A 25,404-nucleotide genomic window follows, 5' to 3' on the forward strand; every position below is an offset into this window, starting at 1 on the left:
ACCGGGACGCCCACCGGCGACGAGCAGCGACGCGGTGCCCGCGTCGTCGCCGCGCAGGAGCCGCAGGGCGTCGACGGCGACGGCGAGGCTCTCGACCGCCACCCCGTCGGCGACGCCGCGCAGGGCGGCGGCGACGGCGTCCTCGTAGCCCGGCTCGACGTCGACCAGCTCGGTCACCGGCCCGAGCACGCCGGGCAGGCGGTCACCGGCCGCCAGCAGCGCGCCGGAGCCGTCGCGGCGGGCGAGCCCCAGCTCCAGGGCCTCCAGCCGGGCCTGCGCGCTGCCGCGGTCGCGCTCCGCGGCCCGCTCCTGCTCGCGGGCGCGCTCGACGTCCTCGCCCGCGCTCGCCAGGGCGGCCGCGGCGCGCTCGTGCGCGTCGTCGAGGCCCTCCTCGCCCTCCTCGACGTCGGCGACCTGCGACTCCAGCAGCGCCCGCTCCCGCTCGGCGTCGCGGCGGCGGGCACGGGCCCCGTCGATGGCGCCCTCCAGCCGGCCGACCTCGGCCTCCCCCGCCTCCAGGCGGCTGCGGCGGGCCCCGACGGAGCCGGTGAGCCGGGCGAGGCCCTCACGGCGGTCCGCGGCGGCGCGGGCCAGCGCGGCGACCTGACGCTCGGCCTCGGCGAGCGCCTGCTCGACGTCGACGCGCCCGGACTCGGCGGTCGTGAGCGCCGCCCGCGCGGTCGCGACGTCCTGCTCCAGGGCGGCGGCCTCGGCGCGCAGCCGCTCCGCCTGCGCGCCGAGCTCGGCCGGGTCCGGTCCCGAGGGCCCGTCCTCCTGCGTGCCCAGCAGCCGGCTGCGCTCGGCCGCGAGCTCGGCGGTGCCCCGCAGCCGCTCCCGCACCCGGGCGAGGCGGTGCGTGGCCTCCTCGGCGGCGACGAGCCCAGGGGCGGCCTCCCGCTCGGCGGTCTCGACGGCGGTGACCTCCTCGCGCGCCGCGGCCAGGCCTTCCTCCACCTCGGCGCGGCGGGCGCGCAGGGCGGAGTCGTCGACGGCGTCCTGCGCGAGGACGGCGCGGAGCTGGGCGAGGTCGTCGGCGAGCAGCCGGGCCCGGGCGTCGCGCACCTCCGCCTGCACGAGCTGGGCCCGGCGGGCCACCTTCGCCTGCCGGCCGAGCGGGCCGAGCTGGCGGCGCACCTCGGCCGTGAGGTCCTGCAGCCGGGCGAGGTTGGCGGCCATCGACTCCAGGCGCCGCAGGGCGCGCTCCTTGCGGCGGCGGTGCTTGAGGACGCCGGCGGCCTCCTCGACGAAGCCGCGCCGGTCCTCGGGCGTGGCGCGCAGCACCTGGTCGAGCTGTCCCTGCCCGACGATGACGTGCATCTCGCGCCCGATCCCGCTGTCGGAGAGCAGCTCCTGGACGTCGAGGAGGCGCGCGGGAGCGCCGTTGACGGAGTACTCGCTGCCGCCGGTGCGGAACATCGTCCGCGAGACGGTGACCTCGGTGAAGTCCAGCGGCAGCGCGCCGTCGGTGTTGTCGATGGTGAGGGAGACCTCGGCGCGCCCCAGGGGCGGGCGCCCCGGGGCGCCGTCGCGACCAGCCGTGCCGGCGAAGATGACGTCCTGCATCGACCCGCCGCGCAGCGTCTTGGCGCCCTGCTCGCCCATGACCCAGGCGAGGGCGTCGACGACGTTGGACTTGCCGGACCCGTTCGGCCCCACGACGCAGGTGATGCCCGGCTCCAGACGCAGCGTCGTCGTGGACGCGAAGGACTTGAAGCCCTTCATCGTGAGCGTCTTGAGGTGCACGTCGCCTCTCCGGTCCGGTGGCGCAGGTCAGGTCGTCGCGAGGGCCTCCCGGCGCAGGTGGCCGCGAGCGTAGCCGTGCCCCCTCACCTCGCCCCGGCACGACGACGACGGCGTGCCGGGCGAGTGGTCGGCCCGGCGGGGCAGGCGCACCATGGGTCGATGGGGGGCCGGTGAGCCGTGACGCCGTCGGGCGCGCCGCGGGCGGGCCCGACCCGGCACGGCCGGGACCGGCGGACCTCGACGACGAGACGCCGGGTGCAGCGGGCTCCGTCGCCGGCGGTGGGCGACGTCGGCAGGCGCTGGCCGGCCTCGCCGGCCTGCTCCTGCTGGTGGGTGGCTTCGCGGTCGGCCAGCGCGCCGGGGACCCGGCCGCGGCCCCGGCCTCGGTCGGGCGGCCGGCGGTGACCGACGTCCCCCGCCCCGACGGCTTCGCCGTGCACACGCCCGACGTGGGCGCGCCGACGGCGTCCCGCCTCGTCGTCAGCTGGTCCCGGGCCCAGGGCCTGGGGGGCCGGCAGGTGGTCGTGCTGGTCGCCGTCGACGAGCGCACCGAGGTCGACGTGCGCCTCGCCGTCGGCGACGAGCGGCGTGACGGCGCCGGCCCGGGCACCGACCCCGGCGTCGACGCGGACTCCTCGCCCGGGAGGTGGCCCGCGCCGACGGCCCTCGTCGAGCCGGCGGCCGACCGCAGCGACCTCGGCGGGCCGACGCGCGGGGTGGGCGACGAGCGGTACGCCGTCGCCCCGGCCGTCGCGACGGCCGTCCTCGCGGCGGCAGGCGAGGACCCCGCAGGCGGCACGGCGCTCGTCGGCGTCGCCGGCAGCGCCAGCGGCTACGTCGTCCTGGAGCTCCGCGGGGACGACAGCCCCTTCCTCGGGACCCGGACCGCTCCACGCGTCCACCTCGCCGTGGTCGAGGGCACCGAGGTGCTCCACCTGCTCGCGGTGCCGGTCGTCAGCCGCCGCGACGCCTGGGCCGCGCCGCCGGAACCGGCGACCGGCACGTCGACCGCTCCCGCGCTCGTCGGCTGAGCGGCACCGCCCCGCTCGTCCGCACGTCACCTCGCGGGGTGGAGGACGCGGCGGGGCGGCTCAGGCCTCGACGAAGCCCTCGACGTCGCCGCGCGGCTCCAGCCACTGCACGCCGACGCCGGTCACCGAGCCGGGACGACGCCGGGTCGCCTCGTCGCCGTCGGGCGCCTCCAGCATCGCCAGCAGCTGCTCGCACGCGGCGCGCGAGCCCTGCGCGCCCACCTCGACCCGGCCGTCGGGCAGGTTGCGCGCGACGCCGACCAGGTCCAGCTCGAGGGCGCGCGCACGAGCCCACCACCGGAACCCGACCCCCTGCACGTGCCCGCGCACGTGCGCCAGCAGCCGGACGACGTGCTCGCCGCCGGCCGACCCGGCGCTCACCAGCGCGCCCGTCGCGGGACGGGCTGGCACCGGGGGCAGCGGTAGGAGCTGCGGTTCATGAAGGCCTCCCTCGTCACGGGCGCGCCGCACCGCGGGCACGGCTCGCCCTCCTGGCCGTAGACGGCGAGCGAGCGGTCGAAGTACCCGCTCGCGCCGTTGACGTTGACGTACAGCCGGTCGAAGCTCGTGCCGCCCTGCGCCAGCGCCGCACGCATCACGTCGGCGACGTCGTCGAGCAGCCGCCGCACCGCCGGGCGGGTCAGCGTCTCCGTCGGCCGCGCGTGGTGCAGGCGTGAGCGCCACAGCGCCTCGTCGGCGTAGATGTTGCCGACGCCGGACAGCAGCGTCTGGTCCAGCAGCGCCCGCTTGACCCCCGTGCGACGGCGCCGCACCCGCTCGACGAAGGCCTCGACGTCGAGGTGCGGGTCCAGCGGGTCGCGGGCGACGTGCGCGACCTCCGGCGGCAGCAGCGGGTCGGACTCCCCCGCCGCCGACGTCCCCGCCGGCAGGCCGTCCGGGGTCGGCACGAGCCCCGCGACGAGGAGGCCGCCGAACATGCGCTGGTCGACGAAGCGCAGCTGGGCGCCGTCGTCGAGGTCCATCCGCACGCGCAGGTGCCGCTCGGCGGGCGCCTCGGGTCGCTGCACGAGCATCTGCCCGCTCATCCCCAGGTGCGCCGACAGCGCGTCGCCCGTGCCCAGCTGCAGCCAGAGGTACTTGCCGCGGCGGACGGCGGCGTCCACGCGGGCCCCGGCGAGCCGCCCGACGAAGTCCAGCGGTCCGGCGAGGTGACGGCGCACGGGCCGGGTGTGCAGGACGGCGACGTCGGTGATCGTGCGCCCGACCACGTGGGCGTCGAGGCCACGACGGACCACCTCCACCTCGGGGAGCTCGGGCACGGCTCCTCCCTCGCCCCTGCCGGCCGGCTCAGCCGGCCACGCCGGCGGCGCGGGCGAGGGAGTCCTCGCCCGTCCCGCCCATGGCCCGCCACGCCGCCTCGGCCGCGTGCTGCTCGGCCTCCTTCTTGCTGCGCCCCGTGCCCTCGCCCCGCTCGACGTCGGCGAGGAGCACGACCGCGGTGAAGGTGCGCGCGTGGTCGGGACCCTCGCCGACGACGCGGTAGACCGGCGCACCCAGGCCGCTGCTGGCCCCCAGCTCCTGCAGGCTCGTCTTCCAGTCCAGGCCCGCGCCGAGCACCGCCGAGGAGGCGAGCAGCGGGTCGACGAGCCGGTGCACCAGCGCACGGGCGTCGTCGAGGCCGCAGGAGAGGTAGACCGCGCCGATGACGGCCTCCACCGTGTCGGCGAGGATCGACGTCTTGTCGCGCCCGCCCGTCGCCTCCTCGCCCCGGCCGAGCAGCACGTGCTCGCCCAGGCCCAGGCCGCGGCCGACGCCGGACAGCGCCCGGGAGCTGACGACGGACGCGCGCAGCTTGGCCAGCTGCCCCTCGGGCAGGTCGGGGTGGCGCCGGTAGAGCGCGTCGGTGACGACGAGCCCGAGCACCGAGTCCCCGAGGAACTCCAGGCGCTCGTTGGTCGGCGCGCCGTCGTGCTCGTAGGACCAGGAACGGTGCACGAGCGCACGCAGCAGCAGGCCCGGCTCGACGTTGAGGCCGAGCCGGGCCGTGAGCTCCGGCGCGCGGGGCACGAGCTCTGCCAGCGCGGCGGCCGCACCGGGGTCGACCGGGGTGACCTCGGTGCCGCCGCCCGCGGGGCTCGGGGCGTCGCCGCTCAGAGGTCCTTGACCTTGCGGCCCTTGTACTCCAGGTACAGGGGCGTGCCCTGGGAGTCCGTGACGACGCGGGCGTGGTGGCCGCGGGCGTAGGTGGTGCGCCCGTTCTCGACGGTCGCGACGAGCGGGGTCGCCTCCGCCTTCCACTGCGAGCGGCGGTGGCGGGTGTTGCTGCGGGACATCTTCCGCTTCGGGACGGCCATGTGTCAGTCCTCCTCCTGGCCCCGGTCGGAGGCCAACGCCTGGAGCGCCGCCCATCGCGGGTCGACGCTGTCGTGCTGGTGGCCGGGCCCGGCGTCCGCGAGGCGGACGCCGCAGTCGGCGCACAGTCCCGGGCAGTCCGGCGAGCACACCGGCTGGAACGGCAGCGCGAGCACCACCGCGTCCCGGAGCACGGGCTCGACGTCGAGGTGGTCGCCGTCCAGCTCGTGCAGGTCGTCCTGGGTGCCGTCGGGGTCGTCCTCCGGCGCCCGGCCCGGGTAGGTGTACAGCTCCTGGAGGTCCACCACGAGCTCACGCTCGAGCGGGTCCAGGCACCGCACGCACTCACCGGTGGAGGTGCCCCGCGCCGTCCCCGACACGAGCACGCCCTCCATCACCGACTCGAGCCGCAGGTCGAGCTCGAGCGGGCTGCCCTCGGCCACGCCCACCACCGCGGTGCCGAGGTCGGCCGGTGCCTCCACGCTGCGTCGCACGGTCCGCATGGACCCCGGACGGCGGCCGAGCTCCCGCGTGTCGAGCACGAGCGGGGAGCGGTGGTCCAGCGTGGTCACGGCGGTCCTCCTCCGCGACACCCAGGAGGCGTCGAGGTGGTGCGGTCTCGCCCGGTCCACGACGTGCGCGGGGCTCGGGCGGGGGTGCGGCGGGCGCGGGGGCCCTGGTCGTCCTCGGCCTGCCGCGGGTGCGTGCGGACCGACCGGCAAGGCTACCGCAGGCGTGAGGACGCGCCGTCCGGCCGCGGGGCGACCTCTCGCGCGGCCTGCCGGGGACGACGGGCGCCGGCCCCTGCCGCTCACGCCGACCGCTCCGACGCCTCGCGCAGCGCGGCGGCGACGGGTGCGGGCACGAGGTCGGCCACGTCGCCGCCGAGACGCGCGACCTCGCGCACGAGGGAGGACGCCACGTGCTGCCAGCGCGGGTCGCCCGGCAGCAGGAGCGTCTCCAGGCCCGACAGGTGCCGGTTCATGAGCGCCATGGGCGTCTCGGCGTCGACGTCGGCGCCCCCACGCACGCCCTTGACGACGCACGCGGCCCCCACCCGTCGGCAGGCGTCGACGAGCAGCCCCCCGGGCACCGGCTCGACGCGGACCCGGCCGGCGGCCTCGCCGAGCGCGTCCGGGAGCACCTCCTCCAGCAGCGCGACGCGGTGCTCGGGCGTCAGCAGCCCCGCCTTGCCCGGGTTGTGGACGACGAGCACGACGACGTCGTCGAAGAGCGCCGCGGTGCGCGCGACGACGTCGAGGTGCCCGTGCGTCACCGGGTCGAAGGAGCCGGGGCACGCCGCCGTGGTCATGGGCCGAGTGTGCCGGTCGGCACCGGCACCGACCGGTCGCTCGCCGCCCCGACCGCCCACCGGGGACGCGCAGCCGGGTGCCCTGGGCCGCGAAGGACGGCAGGGCGTCCCCGGACCCCGGCTCGTCCTCCTCGCTACCGTGCCCACGTGCCGGGCGTGACCACCGTCGTCCTCGACCTGGGCCGGGTGCTCGTGCGCTGGGAGCCCGAGCGCGCCTGGGCCCACCTCGACCCCACCGACGTCGAGACCTTCCACGCGGACGTCGACTTCCTCGCCTGGAACCGCACGCTCGACGCGGGCGTGCCCTGCGCCGAGGCCGTCGCGGCCCTCCCGCCGCAGCACGCCGCGGTGGGCCAGGCCTACGTCGACCGCTTCCTGGACGCCCTGCCCGGCCCGGTGCCGGGCACGCGCGCGGTCGTCGAGGAGCTGGACGCCGCCGGCCTGCATCTGATCGCGCTGACCAACTGGTCGGCCGAGCTCTTCGAGCGGGCGGGTGAGCTGCTGGAGGACGTCGTCGGCCTGTCCACCTTCGACGGCGTCGTCGTCTCGGGGCGCGAGGGCCTCACCAAGCCCGACCCGGCGCTCTTCCGCCGCCTGCTCGACCGCTTCGACCTCGACCCCGCCGCGACGGCCTTCGTCGACGACTCCCCCGCCAACGTCGAGGCCGCCGCGGCCCTGGGCCTGCGCGCCGTCGGCTTCACCACCGCCGAGGCGCTGCGCGACGCGCTGGCCGACCTGGGCCTGCCCGTCCGCCGGCCTGCTCGCTGACGGCGCCGGCGCTCACCCGGGCACGACGCCGGCCCGGCGCAGGTAGCCGAGCAGGTCCGCCGTCAGCGGGACGCCGTCGAGCTCGGCCGGGGTGAACCAGCGGACGTCGGCGGCGTCGTCCCCGGCCGCCAGCCGGCCACCCACGACGTGGGCGGCGAAGTCGTGCACCTCGAACTCGCGCCCGTCGCCGGCGGGCAGCCGCAGCGACCACAGCTCCGCGCCGACCTCGACGTCCAGCCCCGTCTCCTCGCGCACCTCGCGCACGACGGTCTCGCGCAGCGACTCCCCCGGCTCGCTCTTGCCGGCGGGCACCGACCAGCGGCCCCGCTCGGGATCGCGACCCCGCAGCACGAGCAGCACCCGCCCGGTGTCGTCCGTGACGACGGCACCGGCGGCCAGGACGACGGCGGAGTCCTCCACCCGCTCAGCCCTCCTCGGAGGGAGGGCTCGCGTCGAGCAGCTCGGCGAACCAGACGACGGTCTCGCCGTAGCGCCGAGAGGCGTAGCGGGACAGCCCGTCGGGCCACGCCGGCTCCGGGGAGCGGGAGGAGCGCTCGGCGACGACGACCGCCTCGGGCGCCAACCATCCCGCCGAGACGAGCGCACGCAGCACCGCACCGAGCGCGTCGTCGGCGACGTCGTAGGGCGGGTCGAGCAGCACGAGGTCCGCCCCGCCGTCCAGCGGCGGCCCGGGCGGCGCGGCGAGCACCCGCTCGACGGGCGCCTCGCGCACCTCGACCCCCGCCAGCCCGGTGCTCGCGACGTTGGCGCGGCAGGCGCGCGCCGCCTCGCGCGCGGCCTCGACGAGCACGACGGCCGCCGCCCCCCGGCTCGCGGCCTCCAGCCCCAGCGCCCCCGAGCCGGCGTAGAGGTCGAGGACCCGGGTGCCGTCGAGCAGCCCCTCGTGCTCCAGCCGGCTGAAGAGGGCCTCACGGACCCGCTCGGACGTCGGGCGGGTGGCGCTGCCCCGCGGGACGAGAAGCGTGCGCCCGCCGGCCGCCCCGGCGACGAGGCGGGTCACGACGTGACCTCCGCGGCGGGCTGCGGCGGCCGCCGCCCACCCTCGCCGGCCCCCTCGGGTCCCGGCGGGCGCGCCCCCGACGCCGCCACGGCGCCGAGCCCCGCGCCCAAGAGCAGCGCGAGCACGACGAGCGTCCCCTCGGCGACGGGTCGCAGCTGCTGGCCGTCCCCCAGCGCCAGGGCACCGACGGCCAGCGGCAGCAGGGCGACGACGGCGACGTCCGGCCCCCGCGTCAGGCTCGTGAGCAGGCCCACCGGCAGCGGGCCGGCCGGCGTCGTGACGACCGCGGACGCCGGGTCGAGCTCGGGACGGGAGGCCCCGCGCAGCGCCGCGGCGGCCAGCCCCGGCCCGCTCGCCGCGACCAGCGTCAGCGGCAGCGAGCCCGGCGCGAGGACCGCCAGGGCGCCAGCGGCGACGGCGAGGGCGGTCGTCGTCAGCATCGCGAGGGCGAGCAGGTGCGCCGTGGCCGCCGCGCCCGGCGTCAGCGGCCAGGTGGCGTCGAGCGTGGGCACGAGCACACGCTCGCGCACCGGCTCGGCCAGCGTGGTCGCCGCGCCGTAGCCGGCGACGAGCAGCACCACGAGCACGAGCACCCTCGCGTCGCCCGCGGCCGCGGCGGCGCCCGCCGGCACGAGCGCCAGCACCGCCGCGGTGACCACGCGGCGCCGGGAGCGGAGCACGGCGAGGACGTCGGCGAGCAGCAACGCCCGCACCGGCCCGTGGACGAGCCGGCCACGCGTCACCCGCGACCGCCGGCGGCGGCGCGTGCGCGGCGGGGCCGAGAGCGCCCGGCCCAGCGCCCGCGTGTCCAGCAGCAGCCCCGAGCCGGTGACGTAGGACGAGAGCGCGCCCGCCGACGTCAGCGACACCGCCGGCACCCGCCCCGCACGCACACCGAGCAGGGCGAGGGCGACGGCCGCCAGGAGCGCGGCGAGGACCGGGACGAGCACGAGCGCCGCGGACGGGCCCCCGCCGAGCACCGGCGCGAGCACCGGCACGACCCCCGGCAGCGCCGCGGCCGCGACGAGCAGGGGCGCCAGCAGGACAAGGGCGTCGGCGAGGACGACGAGCGGCCAGGCGGTCCCGCGCGTCGCCTGCACGAGGCCGGCGACCGCGACGAGCACGAGCGCGAGCCCGGCGACCGAGAGGACCAGGACGACCGGCGTCACCACGCCACCGCCGGCGGGCAGAAGGAGCAGCAGGACGGGCACGCTGGCCCCGACCGCCAGCACGGCCGTCACGAGCGCCCGCCGCAGGACGACGGGCCGCAGCAGCGCCCCGCGCGAGACCGGCAGTGGCAGCCACCAGACCGCCTGCGCCGGAGGCAGCGACAGCGGGCCGAGCCGGGCCAGCAGCCCGACCACGCCCCCGAGCACGAGCAGCAGCGCGGCGACGACCAGCACCTCCACCGGCAGGCTCACGCCGTCCGGGGGCTCTCCCGGCGCGGCGACCCCGCCGAGCGCCCCGAGGCGCCCCTGCACGCCGGCGAGCAGCAGCAGGGACGTCGCGACGCCGAGGACGCCGCTGTAGACGTCGGAGAGCAGGCGGCCGAGGGTCGCGCCGCTCGCCCGCCGAGCGGCTCGTCGCGCGTCGGCCCGCAGCTGCCGCGCGGAGGTGCCCGGGCCGTCCACGACCGGTCGCAGCAGGTGCTCGGGGACCCCGCCCGCCGGCTCCTCGCTCACCGGCCCAGCTCCCGGGCCGCCTCGGCGGCGGTGACGGGCAGGACGCCGTCCTCGGACAGGAGCAGCACCTCGTCGGCGACCTCGGCCAGCAGCAGCGGGTCGTGCGTGGCGAGCAGGAGCCCGACGCCGGCCTCCTTCTCCTCGACCAGCCGGTCGACGACGTCCTCGCGCCCGGCCAGGTCGAGCCGCTGCTCGGGCTCGTCGAGGACGAGCAGCCGCCGCGGCCGCACGAGCGCCGCGGCCAGCAGCATCCGCCGTCGCTGCCCCGAGGACAGCGCGGTGGCCGGGTTCTCGGCGACGGGCTCGAGCCCGAGGTCGAGCACCGCCTGGTCGACGACGTCGTCGGCGTCGCGGACGCCGTGGCCGCGCGCGACGAGGTCGAGGTGCTCCCGGACCGTGAGCCCGGGGAGCTGGACGTCGACGTCCAGGACGCTCGCGACGGCCCGCCGGAAGGCCACCGACCGCTCGTCGACGGGACCGCCGAGCACCTCGAGCTCGCCGCCGAGGGGCGCGAGCTGGCCGAGCACGGCCTTGAGCACCGTCGTCTTGCCGGCGCCGTTCAGCCCGACGAGCGCCGTCGCGGCTCCGGGCACCACGGCGAAGGTCGTGGGCGGCGAGACCGGCTGGCCCGTGTACCCGACGAGGAGGTCACGGGCTCGGACCAGCAGCCCGCCGTCGGCCGCCGTGCCCGGAGCGGCGCTCGGGGGCTCCGCCGGCCGGCCGGCGCGCCTCACCCCCGCTCCAGGAACTGCTCGTGCTGCGGCCGCAGCAGCTGCGTCACCGCGCCGGCGAGCGCCGGGTGGCGCCGCAGCTCGGGGTCGGCGGCGAGGACCTCCGCGGCGTCCGCGCGCGCCGCCGCGATGACCTGCTCGTCGCGGACGACCCGCAGCAGCCGCAGCGACGAGCGGCCACCGGACTGCCGGGCGCCGAGCACGTCGCCCTCGCCGCGGGCCTCGAGGTCGAGCTGGGCGAGGGCGAAGCCGTCGGTCGTGGCGGCCACCGCCGCGAGCCGCGCGACCGCCGGGGCGTGCTCGGGCAGCGGCGAGAGCAGGAAGCAGACGCCGGCGTGCTGACCGCGGCCGACCCGCCCCCGCAGCTGGTGCAGCTGGGAGATGCCGAAGCGGTCGGCGTCCAGCACCACCATGCACGTCGCGTTGGGGACGTCGACGCCCACCTCGACGACGGTCGTGGCGACGAGGACGTCGACCTCGCCGGCCGCGAACGCCCGCATGACGGCGTCCTTCTCCTCCGGCGGCATCCGGCCGTGCAGGACGGCGCGGCGCACGTCGGCCATCGACGGCTCGCTCGCCAGCAGCTCGCTGACGGCCGCGGTCGAGACCAGGACGCGGTCCTCCGCAGGCCTGCTGGGGGCTCGTCCGCCGCCACGACCGCTGCGACGGCCGGCCCCCGTCCCCGGCAGCGTGCCGTCCTCGGCGTCCTCCTCGGGTGCCGGCTCGTGCCCGCGGACGCCGGCGGGCTGCTCGTCCCCGATCGTCGGGCAGACGACGTAGGCCTGGCGCCCGGCGTCGACCTCCTCGCGCACGCGCCGCCACATCCGGGCGACCCACGCCGGGTTCTGCGCGTTGACCGCGTGCGAGGCGATGGGCGAGCGCCCCGCGGGCAGCTCGTGCAGCGAGGACGTCTCGAGGTCGCCGAAAGAGGTCATGGCGATGGTCCGGGGGATCGGCGTCGCCGTCATGACGAGCAGGTGCGGCGCCGCGGAGGCCTTCGCGCGCAGCGCGTCCCGCTGCTCGACGCCGAAGCGGTGCTGCTCGTCGACGACGACGAGCCCGAGGTCGGCGAACTGGACGGCGTCCTGCAGCAGGGCGTGGGTGCCGACGACGACGCCGGCCTCGCCGCTCGCGGCCTGCAGCAGCGCCTCCCGCCGGGCGCGCGCCCCGAGGCTGCCGGTGAGCAGCGCCACGCGGGTCGCGACGTCGGCGCCGCCGAGCGTGCCGGCCTCGGCGAGCTCCCCGAGCAGCCGCGTGAGCGAGCGGTGGTGCTGCACGGCGAGCACCTCGGTGGGGGCCAGCAGGGCGGCCTGCCCCCCGGCGTCGACGACGGCGAGCATCGCCCGCAGCGCGACGACCGTCTTGCCGGAGCCGACCTCGCCCTGCAGCAGCCGGTGCATGGGCTGCGGCCGGGCCAGATCGGCAGCGATGTCCTCCCCCACGCGCCGCTGGCCCTCGGTCAGCGAGAAGGGCAGACGCTCGTCGAAGGCGGCCAGCAGGCCGTCGGCGACGGCGCGTCGGGGCACCGCCTGCTGGGCCGCCGTCGCGAGCCGGCGCCGGGCCAGCTCGGCCTGCAGGACGAAGGCCTCCTCGTGGCGCAGCCGCCGCAGGGCGGCGTCCTGCTCGCCCGCTGCGGCGGGCCGGTGGGCCGCGCGCAGGGCGTCGAGGAGCCCGGGGAAGCCGTGGCGCGCGAGCACCATGTCGGGCAGCGGCTCGGGCACGTCGTCCTCGCCCAGCGTCGCGAGCACGGTCTGCACGGCCTTGGCGACGGTCCAGCTCTGCATCCCGGCGCTCGCCGGGTAGATCGGGAGCACGTCGGTGAGGAAGGAGTCCATCGCCGTGCCCTCGGCGGCGAGGACCTCGGCCCCGCCGTCGCTCGTGCTGCCCGGTGGACCGCCGGGCACCCCCGTGAGGTGGTACTCGGGGTGCACGAGCTGCAGCTCGCCGCGGTAGGCGCCGACCTTGCCGGAGAAGAGGCCGGGGCGTCCCGTCACGAGGTCGCGCTTGAGGCGCGCGAGGCCCCCGGTGTGGCGCGGGAAGAAGGTGAGGCGCAGCCGGGTCGTCCCGTCGGTGACGACGACGTCGACGACGAAGCCCGCACGGCGCTGCATCTTCCGCGCGCCGAGGGAGACGACGCGCGCCAGCACCGTGACGTGCTCGTCCACCTCCAGCCCCCGCAGGTCGGTGAGCTGGCCACGGCGGCGGTACTCGCGCGGGTAGTGGCGCAGCAGGTCCCCGACGGTGGCCAGACCCAGGTGCGCCTCGAGCGCCGTGGCCGTCGGCGGGCCCACCCAGCGCGCCAGCGGCTCGTCCATCCGGCCCACCTGCGCGAGGATCCCGCCGGAGTCCTCCGCGCCGCGTGGTGCCGGCAGGCCCCGGGGGCGCGACGCGCCGCCCGAGGAGCCCTCTGCCATGGCGCGCACAGTAGGGCCGCCCCCCGACGTCGACAGCGGACACGAGCGCCGGCACCGCGGCGTTGGGCACCGGACGGGTCCTCGGCTACCCTGGTCCGGCTCGCGCCGAGTGCCGCCCGCCCGGGCGGACGCGGCGCGCCTCCCGAGACGAGTGCTCGACCACCGCGACACCCGCACCGGCCGAGCGACCAGCCAAGAACAGTAGGAGACGACCGTGGCTGCCACCTGCGACATCTGCGCCAAGGGGCCGGGCTTCGGCCACTCCATCTCGCACTCCCACCGCCGCACCAAGCGTCGTTGGATCCCCAACATCCAGCGGGTGCGCGTGGTCGAGGGCGGCACGCCCAAGCGCCGCAACGTCTGCACCTCCTGCCTCAAGGCGGGCAAGGTCTCGCGCTGACGCGACCTGACGGCGCCGTGGTCTGACGGCGGCGCGCACCGGGCACGAGGCCGGCACCTGCGGGTGCCGGCCTCTCGCGCGTCCGGAGCGGCCCGACGTCCGACGTCTGCGCCTGGCACCTGGGCCCGACGGGCCTGGCTCCTGGGCCGGAGGTCACGACGCGAAGTGGTCCCACCCGCCGGCGCCGCCGTAGGCCTCACCGTCGAGCAGGACACCGGGCAGGGCCGTCTCCCGCACGACCCCCACCGGGGTGAAGCCCTCCGGCAGCACCGCCTCCGGCGGGAAGGTCGCGAGGAGCCCGTGGTCCTCGCCGCCCTCGAGCACGAGCTGCCACGCGTCGACGCCGAGGAGCCCGGCGGTGCGGGCGAGGTGCTCGCGGTGGGGCATCAGCCGCTCGGCAGACAGGTCGAGGACCACCCCGCTCGCCCGCGCCAGCCGGCCGGCGTCACGCACGAGCCCGTCGGAGACGTCGAGCATGGCGCTCGCCCCCGCCTCGGCGGCGGCCGGGCCCGCGGCGACCGGCGGCCGCGGACGCCGGTGCGCCCGCACGAGGTCGGCGACCACCTCGTCGGCGGCCGACTCGACCCCGCTCCCCCCGTGCGCCGCCGCCCCGGGCCGCGGGCGGCGCTCGAGGACGGCGAGCCCCGCGGCGGAGCGCCCCAGCGTGCCGGCCAGCGCGACGACGTCGCCGGGCCGGGCGCCGTCGCGGCGCACGGGCGCCAGCCCCCGCAGGTCCCCCAGCGCGGTGACGGCGACGACGACCTGGGCGCCGCCCGTGAGGTCCCCGCCCACGACGCCGCAGCCCTGCGCGCCGGGCAGCCCGGCGCAGGCCGCCGCGAGACCCCGCGCCAGCGCGCTCGTCCACCCCGGCGACCACGGCTCCGGTGGGCGCCGGGGCACGACGAGCGCGACGACGAGCGCCGTCGGCACCGCACCCATCGCGGCGACGTCGGCGAGGTTCTGCGCGGCGGCCCGCCACCCGACGTCCTCGGGCGAGGCCGTGCGCGGGCGGAAGTGCCGCTCGGCCACGAGGGCGTCCGTCGTCACGACGACCCGGCCGTCGTCGGCGCGCACGACGGCGGCGTCGTCACCGGGACCGAGGTCCGTGCGGTCCCCCGTCGGCAGCTGCGGGACGATGCCGGCCAGCAGCTCCTCCTCCCCGACGAGGGCGTCGAGGGGCTCCTCCTCCGGGAGCGCACGGGCGTGACGTCCGGGCACAGCACCTCTCCTCGACCGGCGGCCTCGGCCGCGCTGGGCTCGCGCCGGCCTCCCCGGGGGCCTCGTGCGCCGGTTGGGGAGCACGGCCGCGGTCACGGTAGCGTCGCGCGCGCCCGTCCCGGCGGTCGCCCGAGACGGCGACCTCCTCGCACGCGCCCCCAGGGGCCGGTGCGACGACGCCCGGCCTCGGCCCCTCCCCGGGGCCGCGCCCGGAGGTCCGTGAGGGCGCCGACGACCGGCCGGCCGCCCCGGCGGACCGCAGCAAGCAGGAGGTGCCTCGTGGAGCAGGCGTACGTGCTCGTCCAGACCCAGGTCGGCAAGTCCTCGGAGGTCGCCGCGTCGCTCGCCGCGATCCCCGGCGTCGTCCTCGCCGAGGACGTCACCGGTCCCTACGACGTCATCGCCCGCGTCGAGGCCTCCTCGACGCCCGAGCTGGGACGCCTGGTCTCCGCCCGCGTGCAGGGGGTCGCGGGCATCACCCGCACCGTCACGTGCACCGTCGTGGGCTGAGCCGCGCGGCCGCCCTGGCCGTGGCGGCGCTCGGCGGCGTGCTGCTCGGCGGGTGCGGGGTGTCGGTCCGGGAGGTCCCGGCCGCGGAGCAGGCGACCGACCCCGGCTGCGCGCAGGTCTTCGTGCTCCTGCGCGAGGTCGACGAGCTCGCGGGGCTGCCGTCGGTGCCCACGACAGGGCAGTCGACCGCCGCCTGGGCCGCTCCCGACGGCTCCGCCGAGGTGGTCCTACGCTGCGGCGTCGCCCTGCCCGGCCCGACGACGGACGCATGCCTGGCCGTCGACGGCGTCGACTGGCTCGCCGCCGACGAGGAGGCCTCCCCGCCCTGGACCACCTACGGGCGGGTGCCGGCCACCGAGGTCGCCGCGACGGGGGGGCTGTCGGCCGCCGACGTCCTGCCCGCCCTCTCCGCGCTCGTCGAGCCGTTGGAGCAGCGGCGAGAGTGCCTGTGACGGCCTGCGGAAGGCTCAGCGCAGCCCGGTCGGCCGCTCGAGCGCCAGCAGCAGCAGCCGCTCGACGAGCGCGGGGTAGGTCAGGCCGGAGGCCTCCCACAGGCGCGGGAACATCGACGACGGCGTGAAGCCGGGCATGGTGTTGACCTCGTTGACGACGACGCTGCCGTCCGCGCCCGCGAAGACGTCGACGCGGGCGAGGCCCTCGCAGCCGAGCGCGTCGAAGGCCGACAGGGCCACCTCGCGCACCGCTGCCGCGACGTCGTCGTCGACGTCGGCCGGGCAGGTCAGCGCGACGGCGTCCCCGTCGAGGTACTTGGCCTCGAAGTCGTAGAAGTCGCGCCCGTCGGTGACGGCGACCTCGCCCACCGCCGAGGCCTGCGGGGCGGCGCCGCCGAGCCCGCCGAGGACGCCGCACTCCAGCTCGCGCCCGGCCACGCCGGCCTCGACCAGCACCCTCGGGTCGTGCTGGCGGGCGGTCTCGACCGCCGCGGTGAGCGCCTCGCGTGCGCCGTCGACCTCGGCCCCGTCGCTGCGCACGAGCACCCGGGTGACGCCCATGGAGGAGCCTGCGCGGCTGGGCTTGACGAAGACGGCGTCCGCCCCGGCCTCGGCCGCCATGGCGAGCACCGTGCCGAGGCGGCCGTGGCGGTCGGTGCGCCAGGACCGCTCGGTGAGAAGCACCCACGGCGCGACCGCGATGCCCGCGGCGACCAGCACGGTCTTGGCGTAGTGCTTGTCCATCGCGAGCGCGGAGGCGAGCACGCCGGAGCCGACGTAGCGGGTGTCGGAGAGCTCCAGCAGCCCCTGCAGGGTGCCGTCCTCCCCGAAGGGCCCGTGCAGCAGCGGCAGGACGACGTCGACCGCCCCGAGCGCCCGCGGGACGTCGCCGGGCTCCAGCGCCGTGAGCCCCTGGTCGACGGGCGAGCGCGGGGCCAGCACGGCGGGCCCGTCGTCGCCGTCGACCTCGGGCAGGACGCCGTCGCGCAGCTCCCAGCGGCCCGGGTCGTCGGCCGCGAGCACCCACCGGCCGTCCGGGGCGATGCCGACGGGGACGACGTCCCAGGCCTGCCGGTCCAGCGCCCGCAGGACGCCCGCTGCGGTCACGCAGCTGATGGCGTGCTCGCTGGAGCGCCCTCCGAAGACGACGGCGACGCGGCGACGACGTCCCTCGTCCGCGAGCACGCGGGTCTCGTGGTCGCCGGCGTCGGTGCGGGGGGCCAGCTCGTCGTCCACCGCCGGGACGCTACCGGCGCCCGGTCGCGGCGCCGGGGAGGTCGTCCTGGACCCCGACCCGCGTCGCGCGGGCGTCCGGCCGGCCGGGCTCCTGGACGTCCTGCCCGCCCCGCTCACCGACGTGCTCGCCGGTCTGCACCGACCACAGCCCGGCGTACGTCCCGCCGAGCGCCAGCAGCTCATCGTGCGTGCCGTGCTCGGCGACGCGGCCCGCCGAGAGCACCCAGATCCTGTCTGCGTCGCGGACCGTGGAGAGCCGGTGGGCCACCACGAGCGCCGTCCTCGTGGCCGCGACGCGGGCCAGGGAGCGCTGGATCGCGGCCTCGGTCTCGGTGTCGACCGCGGAGGTCGCCTCGTCGAGCACCAGCAGCGCCGGGTCGCGCAGCAGCGCCCGCGCCAGGGCGAGGCGCTGGCGCTGCCCGCCGGAGAGGGTCTGGCCCCGCTCGCCCACCACGGTGGCGTACCCCTGCGGCAGCGCGGCGACGAAGTCGTGCGCCTCGGCGGCGCGGGCGGCCTCCTCGACCTGGGCGTCGGTGGCGTCCGGGCGGCCGTAGGCGACGTTCTCGCGCACCGTGCCGTGGAAGAGGAAGGCGTCCTGGCTGACGTAGCCGATGGCCCCGCGGAGGGAGTCCCACGTGAGCTCGCGCACGTCGCGGCCGTCGAGCAGCACCTGCCCCGAGCGGGGGTCGGCGAAGCGCAGCACCAGGCGCAGCAACGAGGACTTGCCCGCGCCCGTCGTGCCGACGACGGCGTGGGTCTGCCCGGCGGGCACGACGAGGTCGAGCGTCTCGCCCGGCCCCCCGAGCACGTCCGGGCCGTCCTCGTAGCCGAAGCGCACGCCGCGCAGCTCCAGCGCGCCGCGCACGGGGACGGGCAGCGACGCCACGCCCTCGGCGGCCCGCGGCTCCAGCTCGAGCAGCCCGAAGATGCGGCGGGTGGAGGCCATGGCGCGCTGGTAGAGGTCGAGGGTCTGCCCGACCTCGGTCAGGGGCCACAGCAGCCGCTGCGTCAGGAAGACCAGCACCGAGTACAGCCCCACCTCGAGGGTGCCCTGCAGCGTGTACCAGCCGCCCAGCAGCAGGGTCGCCGTGAAGCCGGCGAGGATGGCCATGCGGATGAGCGGCACGAAGGCCGAGCTGGCGCGGATGGCCCGGGCGTTGGCCAGCCGGTAGCCCCGCGAGGCGCGGGCCACCCGGGCGCTCTCGCGGCGCTCGGCGGTGAAGGCCCGGATGGTCGAGACGCCGCCGAGGTTGCCGGCGACGACGGCGGAGACCTCCCCCGCGCTCTCGCGGACGTCGTCGTAGAGCGGCTCGAGGCGGCGCTGGTAGCGGATCGAGCCCACGACGATGAGGGGGACGGGCAGGAAGGCGAGCACCGCCACCGGCCAGCTGGTGGCGAAGAAGACGACGCCGACGAGCAGGACGGTGAGCACGGTGCGCAGCACGGTCCGGGCGCCGACGTCGAGGAAGCGCTCGAGCTGGTTGACGTCGTCGGACAGGACCGCGAGCACCTGGCCCGTGGGGGTGCGCTCGTGCCAGGAGAGGTCCATCGCCTGCACCCGGGTGTAGGCCTGCGTGCGCAGCTCGTCCTCGACGGTCTGAGCCAGGCCCCGCCACAGCAGCGAGGCGGCGTAGTCGGTGAGGGACTCCACGACCCAGACCACGACGTTGAGGGCGGCCAGCACGAGCAGCTGCTCGAAACGCCCCTCGACACCGAGCAGCGTGCTGACGATCGACTCGTCGCCCTGGACGACGACGTCGATGGCCACGCCGAGCAGCAGCTCGGGGGCGATGTCGGCCGCGGTGTTGAGCGAGGTCGTCGCCACGGCGAGGAGGAACTTCGGTCGGTGGTCGCGGTGGTGGCGCCACAGGGCGCGCAGCGGGGGCGTGCTGCTGCCCCGGCGGCCCAGGCCGTCGGGCGTGGTGGTGGCGCTCATGGGGGTGTCCGCCTCGTCGCAAGGGGTGGGCCGGTGGCGCAGGAGCCGCCGGCCCCGCGGGAGCCCAGGCGGCTCCGTCGGGAGCCGTCGTACCGGTGCCCGCCGACAGCTGCGCGAGCGGCGGCCCGCGGTGAGGGCAGCCTAATGACGAGGAGCCCGGCCGACGGTGGGGGTGCTTCTGCGGTGGCCCGACCGGCCGTCGACGTCGACCGCGGTCGCTGTCGTCCCACGACCGATCCCCTCGGCGGACGCCGCGGGCAAACCGGGCGCGAGGTTCCCGGCCCGCAGCTCGACCCAGCTCCCGACAGCCGGACAGGAGGCTCAGCCGCGTCTCCCTGGTCATCGGCGCAGTCGAGCGGGCCTGCGGCGACGGCCCGGTACCCGCACGAGGACGACTTGCTGGGATGCCCCCCGGAGCCGCACCGGGGGCGTCTCGGAGGGACGACCTTCAGTCCGGTGGTGGCTGAGGACGACGCGCAGGCTCTCGTGAGGCCGGCTGGGAGGCCTCGGACGAGAGACCTCACTGAAGCCCGAGGGGCTCCTCCGTCACGCCGCGACCCCCGACCGCGCCGTGCTGCTCCTCGACCTCGATCACACCGGCGAAGCCGTCGCACCACCTGCGAGCCGGTGCCGACGCGGGCGACGCCCTCGCGGCTCGCGCTCGGGGCGAGATCCTCGACGAGAGAGACGAGGGCTGAGCCGAGACATCCCGGCGTCGAAGAGGTCGTCGCCGCGGCCCGCGACAGGAGGCACCTCCTCGTCGACGTCGCACCAGGCGTCCCTCCACGCTGACGCAAGAGGCCCGGCCACCCGGTGCCCGTCGAAGGTCACTGGCCGGTCAGCGTCCCGTTCACGACCCCCTGAGACCGCCGACCGGCCGCGGCACGACGGGCGGAGGCGCCAGTCAGGCGATCGACGCTGGTGTGAGCGCGCTGATCAGTCGTGGACGAAGCAGAACTCGTTGCCCTTGGGGTCCTGCATCACGTGGAAGGACCCGGTCTCGCCGGTGACAGTGCCGCCGACGACCCGGAGAGCTCCCAGCTCGACCGCCTGCTCGACCGCGGCCTCGATGTCGTCCACCTCGAGATCCAGGTGCAGACGGTTCCGGCTGCTCTTGCCCTCCGGGTCAGGCTGGAAGGCGAGGCGCAGCGAGCCTGGCACCGCCACGTGGGACCAGCCGCGGGCCCGGTCGACGGGCTCGCCACCAAGGACCTCCGCCCAGAAGCGCACCAGGACGCGTGGGTCGCGTGCGTCGATCACCAGCTGCTCCAGCCGTGCCTTCACCGACGGAGGCTAGAGCGGAGAACGGCGCAGGCGGAGGTCGACGTCCCTCGTCACCGACTGCGCGATCTCCGCGTCGCCGTCGGTCGCCGCCCCGGTGGCCGATCGACGTGCGGACAGGCCGCCGTACCGAGTGGCGACAGAGACGAACAGCGCCCCTTCTCCACGCCCGCGCTCTGCGCGAGATGGAGCTTGTTGTCACTCACGGAGCGAAAGCATGACCACGACCTCCATCTCGGCGACGAGACCGATGCTGCGGTCATAGACGGCCGCCGCGGTGACGGCGGCCTCGATGTCGTAGCTGGCCGGAACACGACCCAGCCGCCGTCCCAGCCAGAGCCCCCTGCCGGCAACGCCGCAGGTACGCGCACCGCGCGGCCGCGCCCGCGTCAACGACGTCCGACAGACCCGTCCGGTCTCGAACCTCACGCACGAGCGTCAGACGGGGCAGCGACAGGCCCGAGCGGGTGCCCCGGCATGCTGGCCGCCGTCCGCGGTGCCTCGCAGCCGCTCAGCCACCTGACGTTGGCTGCGTGACGACGCCTCGCGTCCGAGTACCTGGCATGGGCCATGACGGGTGACGAGAGCCGGGGAGGCCGACGTCGCGAGCAACGAGGACAGCGCCAGGAAGGCGTCGCTACGGTGAGACCGACCCACCGGGCTCCACCACCCGCACGGAGGCAGGCGTGGACGACGCGACCACCGCACCCGGGCGGCCCTCCACGGACCCGACCGTCAGGGCACGGCGCCTCGCGGTGCAGCTGTCCGCCGAGGTGGAGCGGCGCTTGCTGCTGAGCTGGCGCGCTGACCCCGACGTCGTGGCGCCGTTGCTGCCCGCCCCCTTTCGGCCTCAGCTCGTGGACGGCGCCGCCGTCGTCGGCGTGTGCCTCATCCGCCTGGGGTCGGTTCGCCCGCGCGGCCTGCCCGCGGCCGTCGGGCTGCGGGCGGAGAACGCCGCGCACCGGATGGCCGTGACGTGGGACGAGGACGGCGAGGAGCGGTCCGGCGTCTGGATACCGCAGCGGCACACCGGGAGCCGCCTCGTGGCCCTCGCCGGCGGGCGCCTCTTCCCCGGCACGCACGGCCGGGCCCGCTTCGACGTCGAGGAGTCCGAGGACCGCGTGCGGGTCGCCATGGACGCCTTCGACGGCACGTCGCTGGCGGCCGACGTCGAGGTCGTGCCGGAGCTGCACGGCAGCGCCCTCTTCGCCGACCTGGCGGCAGCCTCGGCCTTCTTCGAGGCGGGGTCCACCGGGTGGTCGGCGACCGGGGGCACCTCCCACGACGGCATGCACCTGGGCACCGACGCCTGGAACGTCGACGCCTGCCGCCCCCTCGACGTCCGCTCCAGCCTCTACGACGACCCCGCCGTCTTCCCGCCCGGCAGCGCGGTCCTCGACGACGCCCTGCTCATGCGCCGCGTCCCCGTGACCTGGACGGCGCTGCCCTCGCTCATGCCCACCTGACCCGGTCCCCACCCTCCAGCACATCGACGTCGCTCTCGCGTCTCCCGGGCCGATCTCCGGCGTGAGGCGCCGGCGCCGGGTGGGGTGTACGCGCGTGGTGTCGGGACGAGGCGTCGGGCCTAGCCTCCGGGCATGGCTGACCGTGACGGCGACGCGCCCGACCACACCTCGGCGGGGCCGGTCCACGGGACGCGTGCGGACGGCAGCCCCTGGTCGACGGCGACCCGGGTCGTCGCGGGCGGACGACCGGCGCGCGAGCCCGACGCGCCCGTCAACCACCCGGTCGCCCTGTCCTCGACCTTCGTCGGCGCGGGGGCACCGGCCCCCGGCGCGCGGACCTACGCCCGGTCCGGCAACGCCTCGTGGGACCCGCTGGAGGAGGTCCTCGCCGACCTGGAGGGCGCCGGCCCCGACGGCGGGGCGCTCGTCCTCGCCTCGGGCATGGCCGCCGTCGCAGCGGTCCTGTCGCTCGTGCCGGTCGGCGGGCGCGTCGTCGCCCCGGGCTCGTCGTACAACACGACGGTCGAGCTGCTGGAGCGCCTGGCCTCCGAGGGCCGCGCACACGTGACCTTCGTCGACGTCGCCGACACCGGCGCGGTCGAGGACGCCCTCGACGACCGCGCCGACCTGCTGTGGCTGGAGTCGCCCACCAACCCCCTCCTCGAGGTCGCCGACCTCCGCGCCTGCGCCGACGCTGGCCACGCGGCCGGGGCGCTCGTCGCCGTCGACGGCACCTTCGCCACCCCGCTGGTGCAGCAGCCGCTGGCCCTGGGCGCCGACGTCGTCGTCCACTCGGTGACCAAGCTGCTGTCAGGGCACTCCGACGTCCTCCTCGGCGCCGTCGCGACCTCCGACGCCGGTCTGCTGCAGCGGCTCTCGACCTACCGGCGGATCCACGGCGCCATCGCCGGGCCGATGGAGGCCTGGCTGGCCCTGCGGGGGCTGCGGACGCTCGCGCTGCGGGTCGAGCGGACCGGCGTGACCGCCGCCGACCTCGCCCGGCGCCTCGACGCCCACCCGGCCGTCGGCCGCGTCCGCCACCCCTCGCTCGCGCACGACCCCGGCCACGAGCGCGCCCGCGCGCAGATGCGCGGCTTCGGCAGCGTCCTGTCCTTCGAGCCCGCGGGGACAGAGGGGCTCGACGACGCCGAGGTGGCCCGCCGCGCCGACGCCTTCGTCGCCGCCCTGCGGCTGTGGACGCCGGCGACGAGCCTGGGCGGCGTCGAGTCCCTCGTCGAGCGCCGGCGGCGTCACGCCAACGAGCCCGCGTCCACACCGCCGGGGCTGCTGCGCCTGTCGGTCGGGCTGGAGGACGCCGACGACCTGTGGGACGACCTGGCGCAGGCGCTCGCCGCTCTTCCCTGACGCCCGCCGACCTCAGCCGCTCGAGAGACCGGGCAGGACGCGCGCGCCCAGGTGCTGGGCCAGGACCGTGGCGAAGGAGACCGCCTGCGCCTGCGCGAGGACGACGCCCCGCAGGTCCCCAGGCCCCGTCACCGCGGCGACCTCGACGTCGCTGATGTCGAGGTCGTCGAGCCGCGAGTCGCTGAGCACGAGGCGCCCGACCCGGCCGCCGACCAGCCGCACCGCCGTCGCCGACGCCTGCGTCAGGTCGATCTCGCCGACCACGCAGTCCTCCAGCACGACGTCGGAGAGCTCGGCGCCCCGCAGGTCGAGGTGGTCGACCCGGCTGCCCGACAGGCGGACCCGCGCCAGCGAGGCCCCGACGAGGCCGAGGACGCCGAAGCGGCACCGCGTGAGCACGAGCTCGCGCAGCGTGGCGTCGTGCAGGTCCACCGCCGTCGCGCCGACCTCCTCGAGCAGGCACGAGACCAGCCGGGCGCCCCGCAGCACGGCGCCGTCGAGGCGCCCGCCGGCGACGGCGCAGTCCATCAGGCGGACGTCCGCCAGGACCTGCCCGGACAGGTCCAGGCCCGCGAGCCGGACGCCGTCGAGGCTCTCGCCCGGCGCCGGAGGCTCCTCGCGGTCGAGCAGCCCTTCCAGGACGACCTCGACCCGGGACTGCGCGCCCCGACGACTCCTCGCCACGCGGCTCAGGCGCTCTCGTGCCGCACGTCGCGCCCCAGCAGGACGCGCGCGCCCTCCGCGGCGGTGGTGCGGCCCTCGACCACGTCGACGACGAGCTCGACGATCGACATGGCCACCCCCACCTCCCGGGCCAGCGCCAGCACCGCTGGCGCCGAGCGCACGCCCTCGGCGGTCTGCTGCACCACCTCCGCCGCGGCGGCGACGTCCAGCCCCCGGCCGAGCTGCACCCCGGTGCGGTGGTTGCGCGAGAGCGGCGAGGCGCACGTGGCCACGAGGTCCCCCATGCCGGCCAGGCCCGCGACGGTCGCCGCCTCCGCGCCGAGCGCCACGGCCAGCCGTGAGGTCTGCGCCAGGCCGCGCGTGATGATCGAGGCCTTGGCGTTGTCGCCGTAGCCCATGCCCTCGGCCATGCCGACGGCGAGGCCGACGACGTTCTTGACGACGCCGCCGAGCTCGACCCCGAGCACGTCGTGGTGGGTGTAGGGCAGGAAGGTCGGTGTGCGACAGGTGGTCGCGACCGTCCCGGCGACACCGGCGTCGCTCGCGGCGACCACCGCGGCGGTGGGCTGGCGGGCGGCGATCTCCAGGGCGAGGTTGGGCCCGGAGAGCACGGCGACCCGGCCCGGGTCCACGCGCGCGGCCTGCACGACGACCTCGCTCATCCGCAGGCTGGTGCCGGCCTCGAGCCCCTTGGCCAGGCTGAGGAGCGGGACGTCGGCCGGCAGGTGCGGGGCGAGGTCGGCCAGCACCGGGCGCAGCACCTGCGAGGGGACGGCGAGGGCGACCATGTCGGCCCCGGCAAGAGCGGCCTGGGCGTCGGTGGTCGCGGTGACCGACGGCGGCAGGTCGACGCCGGGCAGGTACGCCGGATTGCCCCTCCCGGCGGCGACGTCGGCGCAGACGTCCTCGCGCCGCCCCCACAGCACGACGTCGGCGCCGGCGTCGGCGAGGACGAGCCCGAAGGTCGTGCCCCAGCTGCCGGTCCCGAGGACGGCGACGCGGGTCATGGACGTCCCGCCGGCGGTGGCAGCATCGCGGCGTGAGCGCCGCCCCGGGTCCCGGTCGCGGGACCGCCGCTCCCACCCGCTGGCGCGTCGTGCTGCCCGTCAAGGGCGGCCCGACGGCGAAGAGCCGCCTGGGCGGGGAGGCCGCCGCCCGCGGCGAGCTCGCCCTCGCGATGGCGATGGACTGCCTCGAGGCCGTGCTGCGCACGCCCGGCGTCGAGCGGGCGGTGGTCGTCACGGGCGACGCCGAGGTGGGCCGCCGCGCCCACGGGGTGGGAGCCGTCGTCGTCGTGCCCTCGTCGCCCGTCGGGCACCGCACGCCGCTGGACGCCGCGGTGGCCGATGGCGTCCGCGCCGCCGCCGGGGGGCAGCTCGACGGGGCGGGCACGGGCGTCGCGGTCCTGCTGGCCGACCTTCCGGCGCTCGACCCGGTCGAGCTCGCCAGGGCGCTCGCCGAGGCCGCGGGTGCGCTCGCCGACGGTGCCTGCGCCGCGCTGCTGCCCGACGCCGAGGGCTCCGGCACGGCGCTGCTCGCCGCCGCAGGCCCCGAGGGGCTGCGCACCGCCTACGGCGCCGGCTCCGCCGAGCGGCACGAGGCCCTCGGCGCCCGGCGCCTCGCGCCCGTGCCTGACCTCCCCACCGTGCGCCGCGACGTCGACACCCCCGCGGACCTGCAGGCGGCCCGGCGGCTCGGCCTCGGCCGCCGCACGCGCGCGCTGCTCGGTGTCGGCGCCTGACGAGATCAGCAGGTCGGGGCGCCGGGGCGCCGGGCTCGCCGGGTGGTGCCGCACCCGGGGGTCGCACACCTGGCGGCACGGGCTCTCACGACGCCGAGGA

27 protein-coding genes are annotated in these 25,404 nt (G+C 77.5%); 8 read left to right on the forward strand and 19 right to left on the reverse strand.

All coding sequences use genetic code 11. From position 1 onward, the window contains the following. Positions 1-1,743: chromosome segregation SMC family protein (locus WDV86_RS10705; RefSeq protein ID WP_339567623.1), on the reverse strand; the 1,743-nt coding region annotated here is incomplete at its 3' end. A gap of 170 nt (positions 1,744-1,913) precedes the next feature. Here WDV86_RS10705 and WDV86_RS10710 point away from each other — a divergent pair. Continuing rightward, positions 1,914-2,774: a hypothetical protein gene (locus WDV86_RS10710; RefSeq protein ID WP_339567624.1), complete on the forward strand. Its 861-nt coding sequence runs from the start codon at positions 1,914-1,916 to the stop codon at positions 2,772-2,774. Between the two features lie 60 nt (positions 2,775-2,834). Here the strand turns inward: WDV86_RS10710 and WDV86_RS10715 are convergent, their stop codons facing one another. From WDV86_RS10715 to coaD, 6 genes are all read right to left on the reverse strand, one after another. Then, positions 2,835-3,155 carry an acylphosphatase gene (locus WDV86_RS10715; RefSeq protein WP_339567625.1) on the reverse strand — a complete coding sequence of 107 codons (321 nt, stop codon included), beginning with the start codon at positions 3,153-3,155 and terminating at the stop codon, positions 2,835-2,837. Then, positions 3,152-4,054, reverse strand: a complete 903-nt coding sequence (gene mutM, locus WDV86_RS10720) for a bifunctional DNA-formamidopyrimidine glycosylase/DNA-(apurinic or apyrimidinic site) lyase (protein WP_339567626.1) — start codon at positions 4,052-4,054, stop codon at positions 3,152-3,154. Before mutM ends, WDV86_RS10715 begins: the two co-directional genes overlap by 4 nt. A gap of 28 nt (positions 4,055-4,082) precedes the next feature. After that, entirely contained in the window at positions 4,083-4,802 is a 720-nt protein-coding gene (gene rnc, locus WDV86_RS10725; protein WP_339567627.1) for a ribonuclease III, read from the reverse strand. 83 nt (positions 4,803-4,885) lie between these two features. Then, complete coding sequence (gene rpmF, locus WDV86_RS10730) at positions 4,886-5,089, reverse strand: 50S ribosomal protein L32 (protein WP_339567628.1); 204 nt, start codon at positions 5,087-5,089, stop codon at positions 4,886-4,888. A 3-nt stretch (positions 5,090-5,092) separates the two neighbouring features. After that, positions 5,093-5,590, reverse strand: a complete 498-nt coding sequence (locus tag WDV86_RS10735) for a YceD family protein (RefSeq protein ID WP_445263039.1) — start codon at positions 5,588-5,590, stop codon at positions 5,093-5,095. A gap of 308 nt (positions 5,591-5,898) precedes the next feature. Next, complete coding sequence (gene coaD, locus WDV86_RS10740; RefSeq protein WP_339567630.1) at positions 5,899-6,399, reverse strand: pantetheine-phosphate adenylyltransferase; 501 nt, start codon at positions 6,397-6,399, stop codon at positions 5,899-5,901. A 147-nt stretch (positions 6,400-6,546) separates the two neighbouring features. On the opposite strand from coaD, the gene WDV86_RS10745 reads away from it, so the two are divergent. Beyond that, complete coding sequence (locus WDV86_RS10745) at positions 6,547-7,167, forward strand: HAD family hydrolase (protein ID WP_339567631.1); 621 nt, start codon at positions 6,547-6,549, stop codon at positions 7,165-7,167. 12 nt (positions 7,168-7,179) lie between these two features. Here WDV86_RS10745 and WDV86_RS10750 read toward each other — a convergent pair whose 3' ends face one another. From WDV86_RS10750 to recG, 5 genes are read right to left on the reverse strand one after another with little or no spacing between them, the layout of a single operon-like run. Then, positions 7,180-7,587 (reverse strand): NUDIX hydrolase, encoded by a 408-nt coding sequence (locus tag WDV86_RS10750; protein WP_339567632.1) that lies wholly within the window; start codon positions 7,585-7,587, stop codon positions 7,180-7,182. A 4-nt stretch (positions 7,588-7,591) separates the two neighbouring features. Continuing rightward, a complete protein-coding gene (rsmD, locus tag WDV86_RS10755; protein ID WP_339567633.1) occupies positions 7,592-8,188 on the reverse strand; it encodes a 16S rRNA (guanine(966)-N(2))-methyltransferase RsmD in 597 nt (198 codons plus the stop codon). Then, positions 8,185-9,870 carry a DUF6297 family protein gene (locus WDV86_RS10760; protein WP_339567634.1) on the reverse strand — a complete coding sequence of 562 codons (1,686 nt, stop codon included), beginning with the start codon at positions 9,868-9,870 and terminating at the stop codon, positions 8,185-8,187. The genes rsmD and WDV86_RS10760 overlap by 4 nt, the downstream gene beginning before the upstream one ends. After that, positions 9,867-10,604: an ABC transporter ATP-binding protein gene (locus WDV86_RS10765; RefSeq protein ID WP_339567635.1), complete on the reverse strand. Its 738-nt coding sequence runs from the start codon at positions 10,602-10,604 to the stop codon at positions 9,867-9,869. The genes WDV86_RS10760 and WDV86_RS10765 overlap by 4 nt, the downstream gene beginning before the upstream one ends. Beyond that, complete coding sequence (gene recG / locus WDV86_RS10770; protein ID WP_445263040.1) at positions 10,601-12,916, reverse strand: ATP-dependent DNA helicase RecG; 2,316 nt, start codon at positions 12,914-12,916, stop codon at positions 10,601-10,603. The genes WDV86_RS10765 and recG overlap by 4 nt, the downstream gene beginning before the upstream one ends. A 313-nt stretch (positions 12,917-13,229) precedes the next feature. Between recG and rpmB the strand changes: the two genes are divergently transcribed. Then, positions 13,230-13,415 (forward strand): 50S ribosomal protein L28, encoded by a 186-nt coding sequence (gene rpmB, locus WDV86_RS10775; RefSeq protein ID WP_339567637.1) that lies wholly within the window; start codon positions 13,230-13,232, stop codon positions 13,413-13,415. A gap of 153 nt (positions 13,416-13,568) precedes the next feature. Here rpmB and WDV86_RS10780 read toward each other — a convergent pair whose 3' ends face one another. After that, complete coding sequence (locus WDV86_RS10780; protein WP_339567638.1) at positions 13,569-14,633, reverse strand: thiamine-phosphate kinase; 1,065 nt, start codon at positions 14,631-14,633, stop codon at positions 13,569-13,571. Positions 14,634-14,912: 279 nt separating this feature from the next. Here WDV86_RS10780 and WDV86_RS10785 point away from each other — a divergent pair, with 279 nt between their 5' ends. Together WDV86_RS10785 and WDV86_RS10790 are read left to right on the forward strand one after the other, a co-directional pair. After that, a complete protein-coding gene (locus WDV86_RS10785) occupies positions 14,913-15,143 on the forward strand; it encodes an Lrp/AsnC family transcriptional regulator (RefSeq protein WP_339567639.1) in 231 nt (76 codons plus the stop codon). Then, a complete protein-coding gene (locus tag WDV86_RS10790; RefSeq protein WP_339567640.1) occupies positions 15,125-15,595 on the forward strand; it encodes a DUF3515 family protein in 471 nt (156 codons plus the stop codon). The genes WDV86_RS10785 and WDV86_RS10790 overlap by 19 nt, the downstream gene beginning before the upstream one ends. A gap of 15 nt (positions 15,596-15,610) precedes the next feature. Here WDV86_RS10790 and WDV86_RS10795 read toward each other — a convergent pair whose 3' ends face one another. The 4 genes from WDV86_RS10795 to WDV86_RS10810 all read right to left on the reverse strand — a co-directional run bounded on the left by WDV86_RS10795 (position 15,611) and on the right by WDV86_RS10810 (position 20,477). Further along, positions 15,611-16,780 carry a D-alanine--D-alanine ligase family protein gene (locus WDV86_RS10795; protein WP_445263041.1) on the reverse strand — a complete coding sequence of 390 codons (1,170 nt, stop codon included), beginning with the start codon at positions 16,778-16,780 and terminating at the stop codon, positions 15,611-15,613. A 61-nt stretch (positions 16,781-16,841) separates the two neighbouring features. After that, positions 16,842-18,767 carry an ABC transporter ATP-binding protein gene (locus tag WDV86_RS10800; RefSeq protein ID WP_339567642.1) on the reverse strand — a complete coding sequence of 642 codons (1,926 nt, stop codon included), beginning with the start codon at positions 18,765-18,767 and terminating at the stop codon, positions 16,842-16,844. A 936-nt stretch (positions 18,768-19,703) separates the two neighbouring features. After that, on the reverse strand, positions 19,704-20,051 hold the full coding sequence (locus WDV86_RS10805; RefSeq protein WP_339567643.1) for a VOC family protein: 348 nt from the start codon (positions 20,049-20,051) through the stop codon (positions 19,704-19,706). A gap of 195 nt (positions 20,052-20,246) precedes the next feature. Beyond that, positions 20,247-20,477 carry a hypothetical protein gene (locus tag WDV86_RS10810; RefSeq protein ID WP_339567644.1) on the reverse strand — a complete coding sequence of 77 codons (231 nt, stop codon included), beginning with the start codon at positions 20,475-20,477 and terminating at the stop codon, positions 20,247-20,249. Between the two features lie 257 nt (positions 20,478-20,734). On the opposite strand from WDV86_RS10810, the gene WDV86_RS10815 reads away from it, so the two are divergent. After that, positions 20,735-21,514, forward strand: a complete 780-nt coding sequence (locus tag WDV86_RS10815) for a DUF2071 domain-containing protein (RefSeq protein ID WP_339567645.1) — start codon at positions 20,735-20,737, stop codon at positions 21,512-21,514. A 132-nt stretch (positions 21,515-21,646) separates the two neighbouring features. Then, positions 21,647-22,879 carry a trans-sulfuration enzyme family protein gene (locus WDV86_RS10820; protein ID WP_339567646.1) on the forward strand — a complete coding sequence of 411 codons (1,233 nt, stop codon included), beginning with the start codon at positions 21,647-21,649 and terminating at the stop codon, positions 22,877-22,879. Positions 22,880-22,891: 12 nt separating this feature from the next. Here WDV86_RS10820 and WDV86_RS10825 read toward each other — a convergent pair whose 3' ends face one another. Together WDV86_RS10825 and WDV86_RS10830 are read right to left on the reverse strand one after the other, a co-directional pair. After that, entirely contained in the window at positions 22,892-23,563 is a 672-nt protein-coding gene (locus WDV86_RS10825; protein ID WP_339567647.1) for a pentapeptide repeat-containing protein, read from the reverse strand. A gap of 5 nt (positions 23,564-23,568) precedes the next feature. Beyond that, positions 23,569-24,570 carry an NAD(P)H-dependent glycerol-3-phosphate dehydrogenase gene (locus WDV86_RS10830; protein WP_339567648.1) on the reverse strand — a complete coding sequence of 334 codons (1,002 nt, stop codon included), beginning with the start codon at positions 24,568-24,570 and terminating at the stop codon, positions 23,569-23,571. Between the two features lie 32 nt (positions 24,571-24,602). On the opposite strand from WDV86_RS10830, the gene cofC reads away from it, so the two are divergent. After that, on the forward strand, positions 24,603-25,304 hold the full coding sequence (gene cofC / locus WDV86_RS10835) for a 2-phospho-L-lactate guanylyltransferase (protein ID WP_339567649.1): 702 nt from the start codon (positions 24,603-24,605) through the stop codon (positions 25,302-25,304). Positions 25,305-25,404 lie beyond the last annotated feature (100 nt).

This window comes from Pseudokineococcus sp. 1T1Z-3 (assembly GCF_037482365.1).
In the GTDB taxonomy this organism is placed as follows: domain Bacteria; phylum Actinomycetota; class Actinomycetes; order Actinomycetales; family Quadrisphaeraceae; genus Pseudokineococcus.